Raw genomic sequence first — 16,192 nt, forward strand, 5'->3', positions numbered from 1 at the left:
CAACAGGACGATCTCCCCGCCGATGATCCCCGACATGGCGGCAAGGATGACGGCGACGAATATCGTTTGCACCGCGACCCCGCCCTTGATGCGCCCGCCGACGATCCGCATCGCATCGAAAAGATCCCTTGCGATGCCGGAGCGGTCGAGGATCGCGGCCATCAGCACGAACATCGGGACGGATACGAATACGAAGGATGAAACGAAGGAAAAAATTCGACTGGTGACCAAAGGAACCGCGTTCGGGCCGAACCAACCGAGGGTGAATATCAAGGCGACGAGAAGGGTGACGAATGCCAATGGCATGCCGCTGATCAGCAGTACCAGCAGCATGATGAACATGACGAGCGTGCCGTACTCGACGCCGAGCGCGGAAAGGTCGAACATGATCTACCCTGACTTGCGCCGAATGCGGTTGAAGACCAAGATAGCGAATTGCATCGTCATCGCGATCAACACCAGGAAGAGGAAGGCGCGGAGCAAGGTCGGATAGGGCGGATTCCAAGCGCTGCCGCTGGTGATCATCCGAAACTCCCCCGTCGGCGCCCAAAAACTCTTCACCACCGTCGGCCAGATGGAATAGCTGAACATCCCGGTCGCAAAACCGCAGATCGTATAGATGGCGATATCGAGTCGGCGACGCACATCCGCAGAGACATGGTCGTAAAGCAAGACCACGCGAATATGCCCGTTGCGGGAAACGCAGTGCAATCCGCCGAAAACGAAGCATATCGCGCAGATGAATATGGTCGTCTCGTGCACCCAGATCGTCGGACGGTCGAATACATAACGCATGACGACCTCGAAGATCAAGATCACCATCGACACCAAAAACAGGCTCGCAAAGAGGCGACCGAGTTTCAAGGTCACAGCCGCGATGGGATCCGAAGGGATCTCCTCGGTCTCTTCCGGCCGCTTGGCCATCCTCGCTTGCTCAGTGATGCGTGACATGGCTTGGATGCTATCGATTGGATGCTATCGATCGATGACAATCGCCCGCACCGCCTCCCGCCGGCGATCGATAGGTGCGGTGCGAGCGATCTCTTCGATCCTGTCTTATTTCAACAGCCCTTGGGATGTCAGATAGGCCGTCAGGCTATCGAAGACCTTGCGAGCGTTGGCGCTTTGACCGGCCAATTCCACCCATTGCTCCTTGGCGATGGCGCGGAACTTGGCGCGCTCCTCGACGCTCCAATCATGGATCTCGATACCCGCAGCGCGGGCCTCGGCAACCGCCTCCAAATCCTTCATGAAGAGCTGCGAGGTCATGTCGAGGGCAAGGTGATTGACCGATATCTCGAGCAGATGCTGCAGATCGGCGGGCATGCCATCCCACATCGCCTTGTTCACCGATACCTCGATCAGGGGCAGGGAATGAAAACCCGGATAGATCGGATGCCGGGCGATCTCGTTCATCCCCGCCGCTTGGTTGGCGGAGAACACCGTGTAGTCGGCGGCATCGATCACTCCCTTGTCGAGCGAGGTGAACACTTCCGATCCCGGAAGATTCACCGGAGCGGCCCCGGCGGCGGCGAAAACCTTTTGCACCAAACCCTCGGGGGCGCGCATTTTGACCCCCTTCAAATCGGCCACGGAATCGATCGGCACCTTGGAGACGAAAGCCTCCAAACCGCCCGAAGTCGCACCGATGAAGTGCAGCCCATAAGGGTGCAGCAACTCGTTCATCAACTCCTTGCCGCCGCCGTAATTCACATAGCGCAGCATCTCGTAGGGCGAACTCCAAGCCCCGACGGTATTCCCGATCAGGGCAAAGGCCGGATCCTTGCCCGAGATATAGCCGGTGGCCGTGATATGACCGCCGAGGATGCCGGCCCCCACCGCATCGTGGGTCTCGTTGTACTTCACCACCGAATCCACCGGCAGCATTTCGATCGCCAAGCGCCCGCCGGAGGCGGCCGTGACCTTCGCCGCCCATTCCTGCTCGATGATGAAGGTCGGATTGCCCGCCGGATCGCTCGATTGCATTTTCAAAACGAATTCCTGAGCGAGCGCAGGCATCGAGGCCATACCGGCGAGCGCCACGCCCGCCACGAGGTTGCGAAACGATTTCATTGTTTTCTCCTATTGGATCTATCCAAATGCTCCGGTCGACGACCGAAAGCGACAGTGCGAATCTCAAAGCCCCGTTCGATCCCTTCTTCGAGTCCGCCGAAGATGCGCGATCAAGCTTCAGCGAAGAATATCCATCAGATCGGCGACGAAGGCTTCCGATTTCGCCGTTCCCTCTTGCGTCGGAGAAAGGCAGGGCGAGCGATCATGGACTTCCAGCCCGGCGCATGCAGCGAAGATACGCTTGCCGTAGGTGATCAGGTGCTCCAAGGAGGTCATCGAAAAATCGATGCTCGGCGATATCCTTCGATAGAGATCCGCCGCTTTTTCCCTATTCCCTTCAATCCATGCTTTGCGGATCCGCACCGCCACGGGAGCGATATCCGGAGCCAATACGAAGCCTGCGCATCCGATCTGCAGGAGATCCAGCAGATCCAGCCCTCCGCGGCCGCCGAGAATGGCCAGATCCTTGCCCGCAATGCGAAGGATCTCCTCGACCTTCTTCGGGCAATCCTCGCTTTTCACCGCCGCGAAATTGGGGCAACGACGCTTCAAGTGCCCTATATCCGGCGCCGAAAGCGAACGCCCGAGATATGCGGGTGCGTTTTGAATCGCAACCGGAAGACCGCTCTTGGCCGCCACCTCGGCGAAGAAATCGATATAGACCTCGGCCGAATAGCTGCCCACCATCGGGGGCTGCAAAATCAACCATTTGGCACCGGCCGCTTCGGCCACCTCGATCGTTTCGGCTTGCTCGGCGATCGAATTCCCGGCAACGCCGACCGAGAGGGGAACCCGCCCACCGATGGCATCCGCAACATCGAGGATCAGATCCTTGCGCTCCGTCAAGGTCAGTTTCAAAACCTCGGTGGCGAGCCCCGGCACCGTGATCCCGTGGACTTCGGCGTCGATGCAATAGTCCACTTGGGTGCGCATCGCACCGGGGTCGATCCGCTCGTTGCGATCGAACATCGCATAAAGAACGGCGTGGATACCTTGAAACATCCCTCACCACTCCGCAACGGAACCGTCTTCGTGCCGCCAAAGCGGGGCTCGCCATCGATGGGGATCGGCGGTGCGCGCTCGAACCACCGCTTCGTCGACTTCCACGCCCAAACCCGGCGCCGTGGGGATATCGAGATAGCCGCCGGTGATGGTGAAGGTCCCCTCGGATACATAATCCAAAAGATCCCCGCCCTCGTTGTAGTGAATGCCGAGGCTTTGCTCTTGAATGAAGGCGTTATAGCAAATGGCATCGACCTGCAAGCAAGCGGCGAGGGCGATCGGACCGATGGGGCAATGCGGAGCCAAAGCGATATCGTAGGCCTCGGCCATGGCCCCGATACGCACCATTTCGGAAATTCCGCCGACATGGGCGGTATCGGGGTTGATCACCGAAGCGGCGCGCGATTCGAAAACCGCCTTGAAATCATAGCGGGAATGCAAGCGCTCGCCGGTTGCGAGCGGGATCGAGGTCGAGCGAGCCAGATCCGCCAAGGCATCGATATGATCCGGGGTGACGGCATCCTCGATAAAAAGGGGGCGGATGGGCTCGAGGGCTCGGAGGAGGATTTTCGACATCGGGGCATGGACCCTGCCGTGGAAGTCGAAAGCCAAGTCCATCTCCCAGCCGACGGCATCGCGTAGATCGCCCAAGGCGCGGACGATCCCGTCGACCTTTTTCATGCTGTCGACGATCTGCATCTCACCGCAAACATTCATCTTGCAGGCATCGAAACCTGCGGCCATCAGCTCCTTCGTCCGCTCGATTTGATTCTCCGGTCGATCCCCGGCGACCCAGCAATAACTGCGCACCTTGCTGCGCACCGGCCCGCCGTAGAGGGAATGCACCGGCACCCCCAAATACTTGCCCTTGATATCCCACAACGCCATATCGATCCCCGAAAGGACGCTCATCATGATCGGCCCGCCACGGTAGCAACCGGTGCGGTAGATCGCTTGCCATGTATCCTCGATCAACAACGGATCGCGGCCTATCAGGAAATCGCTCGAAGCCATGACTCCGGCGGCGCAGGCCTCGGCATGGCCTTCGAGGATCGGCTCCCCCCAGCCGCTGATGCCCTCGTCGGTTTCGATCTTCAAAAAGAGCCAGCGCGGCGGGACGATGAAGGTTTCAAGGCCGACGATCTTCATCTTCGATCTCCTTGGCACAAGGGGGATTCGCCGCAAGAGCGCCCGATGGCATCATGGCGCCATCCATCGGACGCCGGCGAGCGAGGGACTGCGAGCGGCGGATACCGGCTGTAAACGACCCTGGATCGGCAGATCACCTCTTCACCCCGCCCGCCTTCATCAGGGCATTGGCGATCTTTTTCCGATCCCCCCCTTGCGCCAGATATAAAGGGGTATGTCCCATTGCATCCTCGGCGTTGACGTCGGCTCCCGCTTTGATCAGAGCCTCGACGATTTTCAACGATTTCGAATCGACGGCGACATGCAAGACGGTCTGACCTCTTTGATTCAACCTGTGGATATCGGCGCCGGCGGTGATCAGGACCCGGGCGATCTCCGGCATATCACCGAGGGCGGCATGATGCAAAGGCGAGATCGCGTCGGCGTCGAGCTCGGCCCCGGCCTTGATCAGCAAGCGGATGCATTTCAGATCGCGATTATCCGTGGCGACATGCAAAGGATTCACCTGATCCTTCGATATGGCACCGGGGTCGGCCCCGACCCTGATCAACGCCTCGACCGCCGCGATTTGCTTGAACAACACGGCGATGAACAAGGGCGTTCTCCCGTTCTTGTTTTGCGCTTCGATATCGGCGCCGGCGGCGACCAATATCTCGATCGCGGCGACCTGTCCGTGCTGGGCGGCGATATGCAAGGATGTGGACTCGTTATCGATCCTCGCATCCAAATCCGCCCCGGCTTCGAGCAGCGCCTCGATCACCGCGACATGCCCTCTTTGCACCGCAACATGCAAGGGAGTGGCCTTGGCCCCGCTTTTGTTCCTCGGATCCAAGTCGGCACCGGCTTCGATCAACGCCTCGGTCATGGCCAAGTGCCCGTCGTCCGCAGCGAAGTGCAAGGGTGTCTCGGCGTTTACGGTCTTCGCTCCGGGCTCGGCACCGGCCTCGAGCAAGGCCTTGACGGCCGCCAAGTGTCGGTTACGCGCTGCAAGGTGCAAAGGCACGGCATCGTTATGGCTCTTCGCATTCGGGTCGGCGCCGAGCCCGACCAAAACCTCGATCGCGGATGGATGTCCGTTCTGCGCCGCGATATGCAAAGGCGTTCCCTTTTGCTCTTGCCGGGCATCGGGGTCGGCTCCGGCTGCGACCAATATCTCGGCGACGGAAGCCGTTTCGCTCTGCGCTGCGCTGTGCAAGGGCGTGATCCCGTTTTCGATCGTCGCATTCGGGTCGGCACCGGCTTCGATCAGCACTCGGGCGGCGGCGACATATTCGTTATGGGCCGCAACATGCAAGGGCGTCCTTCCATCGTCGGCTCTTGCGTTCGTGTCGGCACCGCCTGCGACCAAAGCCTCGATCGCAGACGTATGCCCGTATTGCGTCGCGATATGCAAGGGCGCCCCTCCGTTTTCGATCGTCGCATTCGGGTCGGCACCGGCTGCAACCAGCGCTCCGATCGCGGCGGCGTGCCCTCGTTGCGCCGCACAGTGCAAGGCAGTCCCGCCCTCTTCTGACTTCACGTTGGGATCCGCATTCGCCTTCGCCAACACCTCGATCACCCCGACGCGCCCTTCCCACGCGGCGTGGTGCATGGGGGTGGAACCGTCGTCGGCTTTGGCATCGGGGTCGGCACCGGCATCGATCATGCGCTCGACCTCGGCGAGGCGCCCTTCCAGCGCGGCGCTGTGCAAGGGGGTCCACCGATTTTCTTCTTCCACCTTCATTCCTCTTTCTTCCTCCACTGCCGGATGTGCCGCGATCGGATCGGGCGTTCTTCGCCTCGAACCCGTCGAATCGTACCCGCCGACGATCCAAAGAAGATCCAAAAAGGCGAGAGCCTCGTCCTCGTCCCTCTCGCCTTCGAAGTGCTCTTCCATCGGATCCAAGGATGCGGATCGAGGCTACGAGACCGGGATCGATCGGATCATTACCCGCTTTATCGCCGTCGGCGACGAACTCGGCGATGAACCGGGGATCGGCGAGCGAAAGCCCCGCCCTCGATCATCGTTTCGCGGCCATCGGGAGAGGCTTCGAAAAAAACCACCCCCCGCTCGACCCGCTCCTCATCCGACGATCACCTCTTCACCCCACCGGCCTTCATCAGCGCGTTGGCGATCTTCTTCCGATCGCCCCCTTGGGCAAGAAACAAGGGAGTATGTCCTTGCCCATCCTCGGCGTTGACCTTGGCCCCTGCTTTGATCAACACCTCGACGATCTTCGACGAATCGGCCTCGACGGCGATATGCAATGCGCTTTGCCCGCTTCGATTCGGGAAATCGATATCGGCGCCGGCGGTGATCAGAGCGCGAACGATCTCGGCTTTGTCACCGGCGATTGCATGATGCAAGGGCGCATCGTCTTTCGCACCGCCTTTTTCGTTGACATCCGCTTTGGCCTTGATCAGCCAACGAACGCTTTTCAGATCTCCCGCCTCCACGGCGAGGAACAAAGGCGTTCGCTCGTCGGCAACCTTCGCATTCGGATCGGCACCGGCTTCGAGCAATGTCTCGACCGCAGCGCTATATCCAACCGCGACGCACAAGGGCGTCCACCCCTTCTTTGACTTCACGTTCAAGTCGGCACCGGCCCCAATCAATGCTTCGACCACTGCGATGGGGCCGCAATCCGCCGCGATATGCAAAGGCGTCCACCCCTTCTTTAACTTCACGTTCAAGTCGGCACCAGCCCTAATCAATGCTTCGACCACTGCGGTATGACCATCATGCGCCGCGATATGCAAGGGCGTCACCCCGTTCTTTGCCTTCATGTTCAAGTCGGCACCAGTCCTAATCAATACTTCAACCACTGCGATGTGGCCTCTCTCCGCCGCGACACGCAAGGGCGTCAACCCCTTTTTTGCTTTCACGTTCAGATCGGCACCAGCCCTAATCAATGCTTCAACCACTGCGATGTGACCGCGATGCGCCGCGATGTGCAAGGGCGCTCCTCCTTGCTCTTGTCGCGCATTCTGGTCAGCACCAGCCCTAATCAATGCTTCGACCACTGCGGTGTGACCCTTCTGCACCGCAATGTGCAAAGGCGTATCTCCCTCATCTGCTTTCGCGTTCAAATCGACACCGGCCCCAATCAATGCTTCAACCACTGCGGTGTGACCGCGCTGCGACGCGATATGCAAGGGCGTCCGCCTTTGCTCTTGCCGAGCATTGGGGTCAGCACCAGCCCTAATCAATACTTCGACCACTGCAATATGACCGCAATGCGCCGCGATGTGCAAAGGCGTAGTCCTGTTCTTTGTTTTCGCGTTCAGGTCGGCACCAGCTTCGATCAGTGCTTTGACCACAGCGATGTGACCGCGCTGCGACGCGAAGAACAAAGGCGTATCTCCCTCCTCTGCTTTCGCGTTCAGATCGACACCGGCCCCAATCAATGCTTCAACCACTGCAATATGACCGCTCCGCGCCGCGTTGAACAGAGGCGTCAACCCCTTCTTTGCTCTCGCATTCTGGTCGGCACCAGCTCCAATCAATACTTCAACTACTGTGGTGTGACCGATCTGCGCCGCGATGTGCAAGGGTGCTCTTCCTAGCTCTTCTCGCGCATTCGGATCGGCACCAGCCTTGAGCAACACTTCAACCACTGCGGTGTGACCGCTCTGCGCCGCGATGTACAAGGGCGTTGCTCCTTGCTCTTGTCGCACATTCGGGTCGGCACCGGCCTTGAGCAATGAATCGACCTTGGTGATGCACCCGTGATATGCAGCGAAGTGCAACTGTCCACTTTTGCGTTTTTCCTTTACTGCCATCGCCTCTCCCTTTTCATCTTGGCGAGAATACGCTGCAACACCCTTGGATCAAACGCTCCTAGTTTCCAACATATCGAGGGGAAATCATCGATGTTTGGTGGAAAGCATATACGTCGAAGATACAAAGCCTTTCGATGCACACTCACCGATGGAAAGTCGTTCGCGCTCCGAGCGCCGGCCACCGGGAATCCGAAAAGGGCGATGGATCTTCGGTGCATCGCCTCGAGGCGAAAAGCGAGTGATGGTTTCAGCGGCGATCGCCATCTTCCCGCTTGCCCCACCAAGTGCCCGCAAGCGGGGTGCCGGCGACGAAGGAGTCGGATCCGAGCACCTCTTGGATGCGCAGGCACTCGTTCCATTTGGCCATCCGCTCCGAGCGTTGGAAGGAGCCGACCTTGAGTTGGCCGCATCCCGAGCCTATCGAGAGATGGCTGATCGAGACATCCTCGGTCTCGCCGGAGCGGGCGGAGACGACGGCGCCCCATCCGGCCTTTCTCGCGCAGCGGTAGGCGTCGATGGCCTCGCTGACGGTTCCCGCCTGATTGACCTTGATCAGGACCGCATTGCCCGCCCCGGCATTCGCCGCTTCGTCGACGAGGCGGGCATCGCTTACCAAAAAATCGTCGCCGATGATCTGCACCCGATCGCCGTATCGCCGCGTGAACTCGATCATGCCCTCGGGATCGTCCTCCCCGAGCGGATCCTCGATGGAGGCGATCGGATAGCGATCGAGCCACCGACCGAGCATATCCACCAATCCCTGGCTATCCATCCGGCGATCGTCGAGGGCTAGGCGGTACTTGCCCTTTCCCCCGAATTCGGAAGCCGCGATATCGAGCGAGATCACCACCCTTTCGCCGGGCTTCTCGCCCGCCTGTTCGATGGCCTCGACCAATATCTCCAAGGCCTGTTCGTTGCTGTCGAAATCCGGCCACCAACCGCCCTCGTCGGCGACCCCCGCCGATCGCCCGCGCTTGGCCATGATGTCGCCGGCGGCGAAATAGACCTCGTTGGTGATCTCCATCACCTCGTCGAAGGAATCGGCGCCGGGGACCATGATCATGAAATCCTGGATATCCACGCGACGCCCGGCATGGGCGCCCCCGCCGAAGATCTGGATCTCCGGCAAGGGGATCGAGGGGGTAAAGCCGTAATGGTCGGCGATGTGCAGCCAAAGGGGGCGGCCGGCATCGGCGGCGGCGGCGTGGAGCACGGCGAGCGAGGCGGCGACCGTCGCATTCCCGCCGATGGTCTTTTTGATCGCCGAGGGGTCAAGGGCGATGATCGCGGCATCCGCACCCGCTTGATCGTGTGCATCGCGCCCGACCAAGGCCCGGGCGATCGGGCCATTTACGTTCTCCAGCGCCTTGGAAACTCCCCGGCCTTGCAGAGCCTTGGTGCCATCGCGTAAATCCAAAGCCTCGCGGGTGCCGCGCGAGGCCCCGCTAGGAGCGATGGCGCGGCCTTTGCTGCCGTTTTCGAGCGCCACCTCGACCTCGATGGTGGGATTTCCGCGCGAATCCCAAACCCGACGACCTCTCACCGAGAGAATTGCGCTCATAATGCAGGCTCCTTCAGCAAGACGCTGCGATCTCGGCAAGGGTTTGCGCCACCGACGGCATCGGGGCCTTGATCAGCGAACAAGCGATATCGCGCACTCTTTTGCGCTCGAGTCCATCCAAGTACTCGACCGGGGATTTGCCGTCGATGCGCGCCAGCATCAGGGCCGGCAAGAGGCGGCAGATACGAGCCTCGACTTCGTCTTTCGATTCCCAAACGATCCACCGGGCATAGGCCTGCCAAAGCCCTTGGGCATTTTGCAGGTAGCGGGTGCGGGCGTCGGGCAGATGGATGGCTTTGAGCACGATATGGTTGAGGCAAAAGGCGGGATCGAAACTCGCATCCCCCATCGTGGCGCATTCGGCATCGAGCAGGATCGGGGCTTGTCCGCGCAAAAGGATGTTCTTGGGGCTGGCATCGCCGTGCACGAGGACTCGATCCGCAATATGAAGATCGTCGACCAAGCGGTCGAAATGAATCCGAAGATCGCCGTGGCTTCGGGCGGTGTGGATCAGGTAGGGTTCCAAACGCAGGGCGTGGAAATCGGATCGATTATCGAAAGGGGTACGATCGAAATCGGGCTCGACGCTGGCGGCGTGGATACGCCCCAATAGCGCCCCGACCCTTGCCGCCTCCCCTCGATCGGGGGCTTCGCTCAACAACGCCGCTTTCCAAAGGTAGATGTCGTCGCCTTGCAAGAACTCCATCGCAAATCCATGGGATGACTCGCTGCGTCCGTATACCTCGATCGCATTTTCCGGGGCGATCTGCGCCGCCCTATGCAGCCAAGCGTATTCGGCGGCGTTTCTGTGGATCGGGGCGAACCAATCCGCCGCCGTTTTCAGTTTCGCAAGGGCGAACTTGACGCAGACCTTGCGATCGGCGATGCGCACGAGGGCGATATCGCTGGCCACCCCGCCGCTCAGCGGCTCCACCGACAGGCGTTCATGCGGCGATGCCAGCCCCAATTCTCCGAGCAAGCGGCGGCATCGACCCTCCAGATCCGACATCCTCGCTATTCCTTATCGGCGATATTCCTTTTGGATTCAAAGGGATCGAACCCTTTCGGATGAGCATTCGAGTCTTGAAAGCAGGTACCGGAAAACCGTGATCAGTACCGAAGCATCGTGCGACCATCCGCATCTCTTAGGTGGTTTTCGCACCATCGGCTACCCGCCCCGATCGATCGGCATCGGCTGCGCGGCTCGATTCGCATTGTGAAAACGAAGGAGGGCGCCGCCGCAATCATATCCCCATGGTGGGTCGATCATTGCCTGGCACCGTCTCTCATCTTCGAAGCGGCGGAGATTCATGATCCATCTCCAAAGGTCTTGGAGGGAAAGGATCTTGGAAGGAACCGGAAGGATTCTGAAAGCGGCGGATCGGGATGAACAGACCTTCGAGGGTAAAAGAGGATCCTCCGTGTCATACTCGCCTTCGGACATCTTGATGACTTCGAAGCACAAGGATCGAGCCTCGATGCCATGAAAAGCGACCCTTTGATCATCGAAAGCACCGAACGCATCCTCGCCGATCTCTGCGATCCGATGACGGTCAATGCCGCCGAGGACGGGCAATGGCCGAAAGCCCTGTGGGATGCCTTGGAGGAATCCGGGCTCCTCGGAGCTTGGATCCCCGAGGACTTGGGCGGGGTCGGCGCCGATCTCGCCGACGGTTTTGCCATCGCCCGCCGGGCCGCCGCCCATGCCGCACCCATCCCCATCGGCGAAACCCTGCTTGCCGGATGGTTGGTCGGCAACGCCGGACTTTCACCGCCGCCGGGGCCTTCGAGCCTGCTACCGATCGATCCTGCGGATCGGATCGTGTTCAAGGACGGAGCCCTTGAAGGCTGCGCGAAAAGGGTGCCCTTCGCTCGCTCCTGCGAGCATCTGGCGGTGCTCTTCGAGTGCGCGAACGCTCATCCATCCGCCGATGATGCGGCCAACGGGCTTGGAACGGGGGTTGCGATCATCGAGCGCAAGGCCTGCACCATCGATCATGGAAATTCCTTGGCCGGGGAGCCGCAAGATACGCTGACCTTGGACCGGGTGCGCCCCATCGCCCATACCCTGCCGGATCCCGATTCCCAAGGCGAGAATCGAGCCGAACGTATGCTGTGGATGGGGGCGCTGCTGCGCTCGGCGCAAATGGCGGGGGCACTGGAATCGTGCTTGCAGCAATCCTTGGAATACGCCGCCGAACGACGGCAGTTCGGGCGTCCGATCGCCAAATTCCAAGCGGTGCAACACAATCTTGCGATGCTCGCCGGCGAGGTCGCAGCGGCGAGCGTTTCCACCGACGCCGCCATCGACGCCCTTGCCCGTCACGGCTTCGGGGACGAGCGAGCCTTTCTTGCGATCGCCGCCGCGAAGATCCGTACCGGGCAGGCCGCCGGGGCGGGAGCGGCCATCGCCCACCAAGTCCACGGGGCCATGGGCTTCACCCGCGAATACTCCTTGCAGCAACGCACGAGACGGTTATGGGCGTGGCGCGACGAATTTCACCCCGAAAGCGCATGGGCCATCGAACTGGGCCGCCATATCGCCCGAACGGGCGGGGGCGAGCGGGTTTGGGAGGCGATCACCGCCGTTTGAAAACGAGCGAGTCGAATTTCCTTTCGATCCTGCTTGGGCGGTACCTTCGGATGATGCGAGCGATGGATCCGAAAAGAATATTTCCATTGACATCGCTTCGCTCTGAGCCGAGCGGTACCCTATCTCGCCGCCGATACGGGGTGGGCCTCGTACCGGCGACTTCGTTCATGACCGTCATGCCCGGGATCGGCTCGCCGCCAAGCAAGAGCATCGATGGGGATCGCGGTCAAGGATGAAAAAACCTCGATACTCGAAAAGGGCTCCAAAAAGACCGTCTCTTAGGGCAAGACGCACCTTCGAGGAATCTTCTCACCGCCATGGGATCGAACCATGAAAGAATGCGATTTTCTCGTGATCGGAGCCGGAATCGCCGGAGCGTCGGCGGCCTTTCGACTGGCGGCATCCGGCAAGGTGATCGTGATCGAGCGCGAATCGAGTGCGGGCTACCACACCACCGGCCGCTCCGCCGCCCAATTCCTCGAATCCTACGGCAATTTCAGCACCCGCTGCCTGGCTCGGGGCAGCCGGGATTTCCTGCTTTCGCCGCCGACGGGTTTCGCCGACGCCCCCCTTCTCTCACCCCGCCCCGTACTTCACCTCGCCCGCCCCGATCAGATGGACCGCCTGCGGGCATTCTTCGATGAAAGCGCAGCATCGATCCCCGGGGTATCCCTCGTCGACGAACCATCGATCCTCGACATGATCCCCGCCATTCGTCCCCGCTACGCCGAGGCGGGGATTTTGGAGCCGCAGGCGATGGATATCGATGTGCACGCCTTGCACTTGGGCTTTCTCGCCGGTGCCAAGGGCCAAGGAGCCGAGATCGCGCTCGATGCGGAGCTCGAGTCCTTGGAAAGCAAGGCGGGGCGATGGCATGCCCGTACTCGCCGAGGGGATTTCGTTGCGAAAACGGTGATCAACGCCGCCGGGGCTTGGTGCGACGAGGTCGCCGGCATGGCCGGGGCGAAAACGATAGGCCTCGTCCCAAAGCGGCGCACGGCATTCACCGTAGCCGCCGAAAGCCTCGATCCGGATGTCTCCTTCACCCCCGATAAGTGGCCGATGGGCATCGACATCGACGAGGCCTTCTATTTCAAACCCGATGCGGGGCGCTTGCTTTGCTCTCCTGCGGACGAGACCCCCTCTCCTGCTTGCGATGCGCAGCCCGAGGATATCGATATCGCCATCGCCGTCGAGCGCATCCAAGCCGCCACCCTTTTGCGGATCGATCGCATCGAAGCCCGCTGGGCCGGACTGCGCAGTTTCGTCTTCGACGGCTCTTTGGTGATCGGCCCCGATCCCGAGCGGGAGGGTTTCCTCTGGATGGCCGCCTTGGGGGGGTACGGCATCCAGACCTCGCCGGCCGCTTCTCGCCTCGTGGCCGCTTTGGCGACCGGCGAGACTTTTCCTTCGGATCTCGAGGGCATCGGTCTATCGGCCGCAGATCTCGATCCCGCCAGGATCGAGTGAACGATGCGGCCATTCAAGGCCCGCTATCGAAGACAATCTCCGCCGTCTTTTGGCATCGGCGATTATGATCTCACCAAAGCCGACAATATTCCTCGGGCGATCCCATCGGGCCATCGAAGCCATGATCATCGCCTTCTTATCGACAAGGTCTTTTCGGATCGCTTTTCGGGTTTCGAGATCCCGCTCGGTCCCTTGATTGATCGATCGATGGATCGATGGATCCGGCGACCTTCAACGCACGCAATGAAGAGGTGGTCATGCAAGAACGAGTGGAAATCGGCGGCCTTCGTATCGCCGCCTGTCTGCACGATTTGATACGGGATGAATTCGCATCGACACCGGCATCGACTATCGATGCCGAGGGTTTTTGGCAATCCTTGGCCCGAATCGTCGAGGAACTCGGCCCGACCAATCGGGCGCTGCTCGAAAAACGCGACCGGCTGCAATCGCAAATCGACGATTGGCATTTGGCCCTTCGCCGCAAGCAAGGCCGATTCGATCCCGCCGAGTACCGCACCTTCTTGGAATCCATCGGCTATATCGTCCCCTTCGATCCACCGGCGCAACCTGCGCCCTTAGGTGGCATTGATGCGAAGGGCGACGCCGGCGGAGCGTCTTGGAGCGAAATCGCGCGCTTTCCCGGTCCGCAGCTGGTCGTCCCCGTCGACAATGCCCGCTATGCGCTCAACGCCGCCAACGCTCGTTGGGGCAGCCTCTACGATGCGCTTTACGGGAGCGATGTCATTCCCCGCTCGGGGCAGAGCGGCAGCGGTGGATTCGATCCGGCAAGAGGCAAAGAGGTGATCGCTTGGACTTGCCGTTTCTTGGATCGCGCCTTGCCGCTCGAGTCGGGATCGCACGCACAAGTATGCGCCTACACCGTCTCGTCATCTGCGGATCAAGGCCCGGCATCGCTGGAAATAAGGCTCGATGACGGAAGCCGAACCACCTTGGGCGAGGGCGGTCAATGGGTCGGCTACCGCGAAGGGGATGGACCCGATGCCCCCGAAGCCCTGCTCTTTCGCAATCATGGATTGCATATCGAGCTGCATATCGAGGCAGAGCATCCGGCGGGGAGGCTGAGCTCGGCGGGGATCAAGGATATCGTGCTCGAATCGGCGATCACCGCCATCCAGGATTGCGAAGATGCGGTGTGCGCGGTGGATGCGCATGACAAGACCGGCATCTACCGCAACTGGCTGAACTTGATGAAAGGAACGCTCGATGCGACCTTCGAAAAGGAGGGACGGACCGTCGAGCGGCGGCTGAATCCGGATCGAACTTGGCTCGGTCCGGCCAAGGAGGCGATCACCTTACCCGGACGAAGCCTGATGCTGGTGCGCAATGTCGGCCTGCACATGTATACCGACGCCGTGCTCGATAGTAAGGGGCAGGCGATTCCCGAGGGCTTTCTCGATGCGATGGTGACCGCCTTCGCCGCCCGCAACGATCTCTATCGTAGCGATCCGGCATTCGCCAATAGCCGCGAGGGGAATATCTATATCGTCAAACCGAAGCTCCACGGACCGGAGGAAGTCGCCTTCACCGTCGACCTTTTCGAAAGGGTCGAAAAGGCCTTGGACTTACCTCAAGGCTGCATCAAGATCGGCATCATGGACGAGGAGAGACGCACGACCGTCAACTTGGGGGCGTGCATCGCCGCCGCCCGCCGAGATGGAACGAGTCGCGTTTGCTTCATCAACACCGGATTCCTCGATCGCACCGGGGACGAGATCCATACCTCGATGGAAGCCGGGGCGGTCATCCCCAAAACTCGCATGAAGGCGGCCCGATGGATCGGCGCCTACGAGGATTGGAATGTCGATATCGGTCTTCGAGAGGGGCTTTTCGGCAAAGCCCAGATCGGCAAGGGGATGTGGGCCGCTCCGGATGCCATGGCGGCGATGATGGAAGAGAAAATCGCCCATCCGCAAGCCGGGGCGAATACCGCTTGGGTGCCCTCGCCCACCGCCGCCACCTTGCACGCCACGCACTATCACCTCGTGAGCGTGATCGCCCGGCAAAAGGAGATCGCCGCCGCATGGCCCCGAGCGACGCTGGACGATATCCTCGCCATCCCCTTGCTCGACGAGGGCGAAACCCTATCGGATGCGGAAATCCGACAAGAACTCGACAATAACGTTCAAGGGATCCTCGGCTATGTCTCCCGCTGGGTCGGACAGGGGATCGGCTGCTCCAAGGTGCCCGATATCAACAATATCGGCCTGATGGAGGATCGCGCCACGCTGCGTATCTCGAGCCAGCATATCGCTAACTGGCTGCATCACGGTATCGTCGACGAGGCGCAGGTGAGATCCGCTTTCGAGCGGATGGCGGTGATCGTGGATCGGCAAAATGAAGGGGATCCGGCATATCGTCCGATGGCGGAAGACCCCGCATCCAGCATCGAATTCCAAGCCGCCCTCGAACTCGTCTTCGACGGCCGCAAACAACCCAACGGCTATACCGAATGGGTATTGCATCGCCGTCGCTTGGAGGTCAAGGCGAGCCGCAATCACTGATAAAGGCGGGCCGCCGATTCGATAGGATTGATGAGCCGAAAAAAGAGCCGTAAGAACAAG

Annotated in this window: 12 protein-coding genes; 3 read left to right on the top strand and 9 right to left on the bottom strand. The window is 60.6% G+C overall.

The features are described from left to right. The 9 genes from BF99_RS21420 to BF99_RS0117915 all read right to left on the bottom strand — a co-directional run. A partial coding sequence (locus BF99_RS21420; protein WP_038098968.1) for a TRAP transporter large permease subunit occupies nucleotides 1-387 on the bottom strand: 387 nt, incomplete at its 3' end. A gap of 3 nt (nucleotides 388-390) precedes the next feature. Then, complete coding sequence (locus tag BF99_RS0117865; protein WP_025772202.1) at nucleotides 391-951, bottom strand: TRAP transporter small permease subunit; 561 nt, start codon at nucleotides 949-951, stop codon at nucleotides 391-393. Between the two features lie 105 nt (nucleotides 952-1,056). Next, nucleotides 1,057-2,073 (bottom strand): TRAP transporter substrate-binding protein, encoded by a 1,017-nt coding sequence (locus BF99_RS0117870; protein ID WP_025772203.1) that lies wholly within the window; start codon nucleotides 2,071-2,073, stop codon nucleotides 1,057-1,059. Between the two features lie 117 nt (nucleotides 2,074-2,190). Further along, nucleotides 2,191-3,075, bottom strand: coding sequence for a dihydrodipicolinate synthase family protein (locus tag BF99_RS0117875; RefSeq protein ID WP_025772204.1), 885 nt, complete (start codon nucleotides 3,073-3,075; stop codon nucleotides 2,191-2,193). Between the two features lie 3 nt (nucleotides 3,076-3,078). Further along, nucleotides 3,079-4,224: a galactonate dehydratase gene (gene dgoD / locus BF99_RS0117880; RefSeq protein WP_025772205.1), complete on the bottom strand. Its 1,146-nt coding sequence runs from the start codon at nucleotides 4,222-4,224 to the stop codon at nucleotides 3,079-3,081. Nucleotides 4,225-4,357: 133 nt separating this feature from the next. After that, entirely contained in the window at nucleotides 4,358-5,941 is a 1,584-nt protein-coding gene (locus BF99_RS0117885; RefSeq protein WP_231471446.1) for an ankyrin repeat domain-containing protein, read from the bottom strand. Nucleotides 5,942-6,297: 356 nt separating this feature from the next. Continuing rightward, nucleotides 6,298-7,986 carry an ankyrin repeat domain-containing protein gene (locus BF99_RS22680; protein WP_081759346.1) on the bottom strand — a complete coding sequence of 563 codons (1,689 nt, stop codon included), beginning with the start codon at nucleotides 7,984-7,986 and terminating at the stop codon, nucleotides 6,298-6,300. A gap of 247 nt (nucleotides 7,987-8,233) precedes the next feature. Beyond that, nucleotides 8,234-9,547 (bottom strand): phosphopyruvate hydratase, encoded by a 1,314-nt coding sequence (gene eno, locus BF99_RS0117910; RefSeq protein WP_025772209.1) that lies wholly within the window; start codon nucleotides 9,545-9,547, stop codon nucleotides 8,234-8,236. 13 nt (nucleotides 9,548-9,560) lie between these two features. Further along, nucleotides 9,561-10,556 carry a phosphotransferase family protein gene (locus BF99_RS0117915; protein WP_025772210.1) on the bottom strand — a complete coding sequence of 332 codons (996 nt, stop codon included), beginning with the start codon at nucleotides 10,554-10,556 and terminating at the stop codon, nucleotides 9,561-9,563. A 474-nt stretch (nucleotides 10,557-11,030) separates the two neighbouring features. Between BF99_RS0117915 and BF99_RS0117925 the strand changes: the two genes are divergently transcribed. From BF99_RS0117925 to BF99_RS0117945, 3 genes are all read left to right on the top strand, one after another. Next, nucleotides 11,031-12,140: an acyl-CoA dehydrogenase family protein gene (locus BF99_RS0117925; RefSeq protein ID WP_025772212.1), complete on the top strand. Its 1,110-nt coding sequence runs from the start codon at nucleotides 11,031-11,033 to the stop codon at nucleotides 12,138-12,140. Nucleotides 12,141-12,470: 330 nt separating this feature from the next. Beyond that, entirely contained in the window at nucleotides 12,471-13,610 is a 1,140-nt protein-coding gene (locus BF99_RS0117935) for an NAD(P)/FAD-dependent oxidoreductase (protein ID WP_025772214.1), read from the top strand. A 257-nt stretch (nucleotides 13,611-13,867) separates the two neighbouring features. Beyond that, a complete protein-coding gene (locus BF99_RS0117945; RefSeq protein ID WP_025772215.1) occupies nucleotides 13,868-16,132 on the top strand; it encodes a malate synthase G in 2,265 nt (754 codons plus the stop codon). Nucleotides 16,133-16,192 lie beyond the last annotated feature (60 nt).

It is taken from the genome of Thioalkalivibrio sp. HK1, assembly GCA_000583135.1.
GTDB lineage: Bacteria > Pseudomonadota > Gammaproteobacteria > HK1 > HK1 > HK1.

What these genes read in the sequence shown, in the direction of transcription:
- BF99_RS0117915 (WP_025772210.1), bottom strand. Translation starts at nt 10,556, where the DNA reads ATGTCGGATCTGGAGGGTCGATGCCGCCGCTTGCTCGGAGAATTGGGG.
- BF99_RS0117875 (WP_025772204.1), bottom strand. Translation starts at nt 3,075, where the DNA reads ATGTTTCAAGGTATCCACGCCGTTCTTTATGCGATGTTCGATCGCAAC.
- BF99_RS22680 (WP_081759346.1), bottom strand. Translation starts at nt 7,986, where the DNA reads ATGGCAGTAAAGGAAAAACGCAAAAGTGGACAGTTGCACTTCGCTGCA.
- BF99_RS0117865 (WP_025772202.1), bottom strand. Translation starts at nt 951, where the DNA reads ATGTCACGCATCACTGAGCAAGCGAGGATGGCCAAGCGGCCGGAAGAG.
- BF99_RS0117945 (WP_025772215.1), top strand. Translation starts at nt 13,868, where the DNA reads ATGCAAGAACGAGTGGAAATCGGCGGCCTTCGTATCGCCGCCTGTCTG.
- dgoD (WP_025772205.1), bottom strand. Translation starts at nt 4,224, where the DNA reads ATGAAGATCGTCGGCCTTGAAACCTTCATCGTCCCGCCGCGCTGGCTC.
- BF99_RS0117925 (WP_025772212.1), top strand. Translation starts at nt 11,031, where the DNA reads ATGAAAAGCGACCCTTTGATCATCGAAAGCACCGAACGCATCCTCGCC.
- eno (WP_025772209.1), bottom strand. Translation starts at nt 9,547, where the DNA reads ATGAGCGCAATTCTCTCGGTGAGAGGTCGTCGGGTTTGGGATTCGCGC.
- BF99_RS0117935 (WP_025772214.1), top strand. Translation starts at nt 12,471, where the DNA reads ATGAAAGAATGCGATTTTCTCGTGATCGGAGCCGGAATCGCCGGAGCG.
- BF99_RS0117870 (WP_025772203.1), bottom strand. Translation starts at nt 2,073, where the DNA reads ATGAAATCGTTTCGCAACCTCGTGGCGGGCGTGGCGCTCGCCGGTATG.